Genomic DNA, 5,274 nt, shown 5'->3' with positions numbered 1-5,274 from the left:
GGCGATTAGAGTTCATGCTGCTGCTTGGTGCGCTGTCTTGTCTTGGATGACAAATAAAATCAGTGTGAGATTTTTCACTGGGCGATCGCCAGATGCGCAGAGCGTGCTTGAAAGCAGCACTGCCTTTTAATCTTTGTAAAGATTTAACATTTACGCATAATATTCTGACTGATTAAAAACAACTCGATCTTTAAGTAGTATCCAAGTTTCATTTGCTACTAATATCCTCCTCTGCTGCCGATTGTGTCAGCTATTTTGCCGATCTCATTAGATTGCGAAACTGCTACGATGCGGTTAGATTTCTATTATGAAAAATACTTGTTTATTCTTTATTGAATTTGGCTGATTTGAAATTTTCAAATCCGACTTATCGATGGTTAAGGCTAGTGTTTATCTTTGTAAATTAACTTTTTAAATTAGCTCTTTGGCAGAGAGTAAGTAATATTTGAAGATATTTTAGCTCGCTGAATAGAGATTAACATCATACATAATTCTTGGCAGATTGAGTCGATCCGATCGACTGAATGTGTAGGTTTAGGTAGCTTAACAAGCTAGATGTATGAACATTTTTGCATTGTATTGGGAACTAGTTAATTCAAAATTTGAGGAGGACAATTATTTCATGAGAGCTACGTTGAAACAGGGGCTGTTACAATTTTCGATCGTGTCGGCAACAACCGCGATCGCTTTAACTACCACGACAAATGCTTGGTCGGCAAATCTAACCTTTGCCAGCAGCCGTGATGCATTGAGTGCGAATGACTTTGTAGATTGGTCGAATCCCATTACCCAAGTTACTAACGCTAACAATGGGCCAGCAACTTTTACTACTCTCTCAGCAGGTGGGATAACAGTAACAGGTAGTCAAGCTGGGGACTTTGGAGAAATTCGCCGCCAAAATTCAACTCCATATCCAGATGAGGCTAGCTTACCTGGTAGTGCTACCGCGAACACCACGTTCTGGAATGGGAATTTCGCACCTGGTGCTGCCGTTTATTGGAATAAAGGTAGTGCTAATGGCAGTACTGGCCTGACCTTGAGCTTTGCCACTCCGGTTTACGCAGTGGGCGCACAGCTTAATAGTCTTTTTTATCATGGCTCTGGGACAGTTGGTGTCACTCCATTTAGAGGTACGATTACTGCTTTTTATGGCAACGGCTCTACCGCTTCTTCGCGAACGGTCGATCTTAATGGCACTACTAGTGCTTTAGCTAACAACTCTGCCACATTTTACGGTTTCACTAGCGATGCTGCGGACATTACCCGCGTTGTGTTTAATACAACGGATATTACCAATAATGACGGCTATAACTTTGCAATTAATCGGGTGAGTCTGCGTACGACTAGCTCAGTTCAAGCGGTTCCCGAGCCATTCTCGATCGTCGGTACACTCATTGGTGGGGCAGCAGCACTCAAGCTGCGGAAAAGATTGAAAGTTACTAACAAACTCTAGATCGAATATTTCGATCTCGTCTGGCAAACAGCACTACGAAAGCTATCGTAGTGCTGTTTGCTGTAATTGGCAGCTACCCACTTGGCATTTTGGTAGAATCTACTATAATTGAAATAGATCGACCCATCATACCCCAAGCCAACCACCAAAATGTTTGTCACTGCCCGTCCAACCGCTCGTCCCGATGCTATTCCCGTTGATGTTGTAGCGGCAATTCAGGAATTAAAAACATCGCTCAATGCTGTCATCCTAGCGCATTATTACCAGGATGCTGAGATTCAAGACGTGGCAGATTTTATTGGTGACTCATTAGAATTATCCCGCAGAGCAGCAAGTACCGATGCCGACGTTATCGTGTTCGCAGGCGTGCATTTCATGGCAGAAACCGCCAAAATTTTGAATCCAAATAAGTTGGTATTATTACCAGATTTAGCAGCAGGATGTTCGCTCGCAGATAGTTGTCCGCCGGATAAATTTGCCGCATTTAAAGCTGAATATCCCAACCATATTGTGATTTCTTATATCAATTGTACGGCAGAAATTAAAGCTCTGAGCGATATTATCTGTACGAGTTCTAATGCTGTCAAAATTGTCAAACAAATCCCGTTAGAGCAGGGAATTATCTTCGCACCCGATCGCAATCTCGGTCGCTATGTGACGCAGCAAGCAGATCGAGAAATGGTGCTGTGGCAAGGAAGCTGTATGGTACACGAAACTTTTTCGGAGAAGAAGTTGGTACAGCTAAAAATCAACTATCCCCATGCAGAAATCATCGCGCACCCCGAATGTGAAGAGGCAGTATTACAACACGCCGATTTCATCGGTTCGACGAGTGCATTGTTGAAATATACAGCTCAGAGTGAGAGTACGCAATTTATCATTGCTACCGAACCAGGCATCATTCACCAGATGCAAAAAGCGCAACCGCACAAAGAGTTTATCCCCGCACCACCGATCGCTAACTGTGCCTGTAATGAATGTCCGCACATGCGATTGAATACATTAGAAAAATTGTATTTAGCGATGAAAAATCGATCGCCAGAAATTACTATGCCTGAAGATGTCAGATTGGCAGCTCTCCGTCCGATGCAACGGATGTTAGAAATGAGCTAATTAAGGGATTGCTAAAAGGATGTCTGAAAAGGTTTTTTGATGTGGATCGTAGATCTAAATCCCCCTTTAAAAGGGGGACTTTAATTCCGGTTCCCCCCTTGAAAAGCAGGGCTGTTTCATTCCTTTCCCCGATGGTTTTAATGAAACAGCCCTGCTACTTCTGCCGGGGGGTCTGGGGGTGAGAACCCCCAGATCTACCTACTACGCGATCTCCATTATGACCCCCACCCCGCTTCCTACAAATCGAACCTTACGCAGGGGAGTTTGAGGGGCGGCGTCCCGCCTCCTCAACGGGGGGACTGGGGGTCGGAGCGATGCGCGCTCGTTGGGTTCCCCAACGGTTTAGCGCATCAAGACAACCCCCAGATCCGGGTTCTGTCTTCACCAGAAAAGTTTGAACCTAACAAGTATCGATTGTTTGCCGTTACGCTTAACTATTAACGATCGAACGGTGACAACCTACGCCCAGTAACGAATGAATCAGCCCTGCCTTTTTAAGGGGGTTTGGGGGATTTAGATCTAAAAACGAAGTCCAACCAACTTGTCGGTACGCGGTAGCCTTAAAAAGGGGGATTTACCCACCTTAAACGAAGCAATTAGACTTTTCAGACAACCTCTCAGCGAGTAATCATTGCCGCAGTTCAATTACCGATGGGGCGATCGCATTTACCTGAGCTACCTTTGGTGTCGGGGCAGTCATGCTGGTGAAAATTAAGATCGCGCCCATTATCGCCATCATTAAATTTTCGGTCATACTAACTACGCCCAAAGGTGCCTTGGAATTGCCGCCCACACAGGCACAATTGAGAGCCATTTTATCGATATAGACAGCTTTAAATACCGATATCGAGCCAAGGATACCCACGGTAGCTGAAGCAATTCCGGTAGCTAATGGGGCAATGCCAGACAAGAATCCTAACCCGATCGCTAGTTCGAGAAAAGGATAGATTTTGCCATAAGGTTTGAATCGTTTGGTAACGAGATCGTACTTTTCAAAACTCTCGGTAAATGAGCCTAAATCCATCAACTTCAGACTCGCCAACATCGACAACGAGATCCCCATGAAACCAGCCATCTTCAGCGATAAAGCTAGCGTCATCAACCCCGCAGTGGAGAACAAAGCGATAACCGGCGTATAAGAAGTATCTGTTTGTTCGGGAGTTGCCGACAGTCGATCGGCTAGATCGGTATAACCCCCAACTCTTTCGGTATCGATGAAGATCTGCGGTGTAGTGGCAACATGATATTTCTCTTTGAATTTATCTATTTCTTCACGCGATCGCAATTTAATATCTTCAAATTTTAGCCCCCGTTCTTGTAAGAGTTTGACCGCTTTTAATCCCCACGGACATTCATGTTCTGGCATGGACATCCGATAGAGTTTGATTTGACGCGAGCTGAGATCGAGTTGATTCATCAGACACCTCGGAGTTAGGGGATAGGGGATAGGGGATAGGCGATAGTGAATGGTAGGGTGTGTTATCGCGGAGCGTAACGCACCAAAAACTAGCTGAATGAGCAAAGTGAGTTCGATCGATAATCATCAACCAAACGACTATTTTCTATTTTTTAGTTCCGTACCATTTTTGCTGCCATTGGGTCATGCGATCGATTTCTGACTGTTGGGAAGCAATGATATTTTGTGAGAGTTTTTGTAATTCGGGGCGTTGGGATTTTTGCAATGAATCTTTTGCCATCGTGACTGCACCTTGATGGTGGGGAATCATCGCATCGAGAAAGCGTTTGTCGAATCCAGCATCGGCTTTGCCTAGCGACATGCTCATCATCATCGACTGTTTGTGTTCGGCAGTCATCGCCATTTCATGATTCATTGCTGAGTGCCACATCATGGGTATTGCCGATACTTTGGGATACCATTGTTTTCGCCATTGCTGCATCTGGGCGATTTCTTTTTTCTGCTCGGTAATAATATCTTTCGCGAATTTAACTAATTCGGGACGTTTGGATTTTTGGATGACTTCCTGCGCCATCACCAACGCACCTTGATGGTGGGGTACCATACTATCGATAAAGCGCAGGTCATAGTTGGCATTGGCAGGGCCGACATCCATACTGTGATTCATCCCACCGTGATTCATGCCGCCATGATTCATCCCATCTTGATTTTGAGCGATCGGCGAATTCGGACTGTGACGCATCGTCAAACCAGCGATTGACACCGAAGCAATCCCGATCGTGCCAATGACGATCGCCATTGGGGTAAATAATCGATTTTTAGTATTCATACTTCGGGGCTAAAATAGTAATTATTGTTTTACTACTATCTTATCGGGATGAGATGAAATTGAGATGAAATTTCACCGATCGATCGTTTCATCTGAATTTTATCTAGTTAGCGGACGATCGATCTGAACCGTATGAAAATTTTACTCGTCGAAGACGAACCCGATCTCGGTGCGCTCGTCCAAAAGAGCCTCGCGCACCATCAATATATTGTCGATTGGGTGGTAGATGGACAAGCTGGCTGGGAATATCTCACCCAAGATGCTCCACAGGAGACGCTACGCGATCGCACGACATACTCGCTCGCGATTATCGATTGGATGTTGCCCAAAATCTCTGGCATCGAGCTGTGTCAACGTTTGCGGGCTGCCAACTATATGCTACCGATCCTGATGCTCACCGCCCGCGATCGCATGGAGGATAAAATTACCGGCTTGGACGCTGGTGCCGACGACTACCTCGTC

5 protein-coding genes are annotated in these 5,274 nt (G+C 45.2%); 3 read left to right on the top strand and 2 right to left on the bottom strand.

The annotated features are described in order from the left end of the window. The first annotated feature begins 559 nt into the window (after positions 1-559). Together RMO84_RS01145 and nadA are read left to right on the top strand one after the other, a co-directional pair. On the top strand, positions 560-1,453 hold the full coding sequence (locus RMO84_RS01145) for a PEP-CTERM sorting domain-containing protein (RefSeq protein ID WP_310486602.1): 894 nt from the start codon (positions 560-562) through the stop codon (positions 1,451-1,453). A gap of 150 nt (positions 1,454-1,603) precedes the next feature. Further along, the gene (gene nadA / locus RMO84_RS01140; protein ID WP_310486601.1) at positions 1,604-2,566 is read left to right on the top strand and encodes a quinolinate synthase NadA; all 963 of its coding nucleotides are present in this window, start codon (positions 1,604-1,606) and stop codon (positions 2,564-2,566) included. A 628-nt stretch (positions 2,567-3,194) separates the two neighbouring features. On the opposite strand, the gene RMO84_RS01135 is transcribed toward nadA, so the two are convergent. Together RMO84_RS01135 and RMO84_RS01130 are read right to left on the bottom strand one after the other, a co-directional pair. Beyond that, a complete protein-coding gene (locus RMO84_RS01135) occupies positions 3,195-3,983 on the bottom strand; it encodes a MauE/DoxX family redox-associated membrane protein (RefSeq protein ID WP_310486600.1) in 789 nt (262 codons plus the stop codon). 145 nt (positions 3,984-4,128) lie between these two features. Beyond that, a complete protein-coding gene (locus RMO84_RS01130) occupies positions 4,129-4,812 on the bottom strand; it encodes a DUF305 domain-containing protein (RefSeq protein WP_310486598.1) in 684 nt (227 codons plus the stop codon). A 132-nt stretch (positions 4,813-4,944) separates the two neighbouring features. On the opposite strand from RMO84_RS01130, the gene RMO84_RS01125 reads away from it, so the two are divergent. Beyond that, positions 4,945-5,274: response regulator (locus tag RMO84_RS01125; protein WP_310486597.1), on the top strand; the 330-nt coding region annotated here is incomplete at its 3' end.

The organism is Chamaesiphon sp. VAR_69_metabat_338 (assembly GCF_031423935.1).
Classification (GTDB): Bacteria; Cyanobacteriota; Cyanobacteriia; order Cyanobacteriales; family Chamaesiphonaceae; genus Chamaesiphon.
The sequence above is the reverse complement of the archived record's forward strand: the minus strand, read 5'-3'. Positions and strand labels throughout refer to the sequence as shown.